This is a genomic window from Mesorhizobium huakuii (assembly GCF_030160235.1).
GTDB lineage: Bacteria > Pseudomonadota > Alphaproteobacteria > Rhizobiales > Rhizobiaceae > Mesorhizobium > Mesorhizobium huakuii.
Map to the genome: position 1 here is coordinate 1 of NZ_BSNY01000085.1, position 1,207 is coordinate 1,207.

1 protein-coding gene is annotated in these 1,207 nt (G+C 61.9%); it reads right to left on the reverse strand.

Annotated features, from left to right (window positions below):
- On the reverse strand, positions 1–1,207 hold a 1,207-nt coding region (locus QQK95_RS33375), incomplete at both ends, for an IS256 family transposase (RefSeq protein WP_284278844.1).

Genomic DNA, 1,207 nt, shown 5'->3' on the forward strand with positions numbered 1-1,207 from the left:
CTGATGAAGCGCTCGCCGAAGATGACAGCGAATTGGGCCTTGGCCATGGTCCACTCACGTGGCGGCATTTTCCACTCTTTCTCGGATCGGTTCAAGATCAGATAGAGCAGCTTGGTCGCCGCGTCGTCGCTGGGGAAATGGCCCCTGGCCCTGACAGCCCGTCGAAGTTTCGAGTTCAACGCCTCTATTGAGTTCGTCGTGTAAATGATCCGGCGGACGTCGTCAGGGAACGCGAAGAATGGAATGACCTCGGCCCAGGCGCGCCGCCAGCTCTGGCCGATGGCGGGATAGCGCAGGCCCCAGGGGCCGGCCTCGAACGCCGCCAGCGCCTTTTCGGCGGCATCGGCATCGACGGCGCGGTAGATTTCCTTGAGTGCGCCGGCGAGGCTCTTGCGATCTTTCCAGGACACGAAGTCCATCGAGTTGCGCAGCAGATGGACTATGCACGTCTGGACGATCGCCTCCGGGAACACAGCGGTGATCGCGTCCGGGAAGCCTTTCAGGCCATCGACGACGGCCAGAAGGATATCCTCCGTGCCGCGGTTCTTGAGCTCGTTCATCACCCGCAGCCAGAACTTGGCGCCTTCATTCTGCTCGAGCCACAGGCCCAGCACCTCCTTTGCACCATCGGCGCGCACGCCCAGTGCGATGTGGATGGCCTTGTTGCGGACCATCCCTTCATCGCGGATCTTGACCCGGATCGCATCGAAGAAGACCAGCGGGTAAATCGGATCGAGCGGCCTTTGCTGCCAGGTGGCGACTTCGTCGAGCACGGCGTCCGTCACCGTTGAGATCAGGTCCGCAGACACATCGATGCCGTACAGATCGCGCAGGTGCCCGGTGATCTCCCGGGTGCTCATGCCACGCGCGTACATCGACACGATCTTGTCATCAAAGCCGGGAAAACGGCGCTGGTACTTGGCGATCAGTTGCGGATCGAAACTCGACTGGCGGTCACGCGGAACATCGATCTCCAGCTTGCCGGTCTCGGTCGTCACCGTCTTGCGGCCATAACCGTTGCGCGTGTTGCCAGCGTCTTCGCCGCTCGCCAGATGATGGTCCATCTCCGCGTTCAGCGCGCGCTCGGTCAGAGCCTTCTTGAGCGTATCCAGCAGGCCGCCCTGTTCGAAGGCAGCACTGGCTGCCCCGCCTGCCAGAAGCTGGTCGAGAAGATCATTCGGTATCGCAGGTTCTTTGCGTCGGGTCA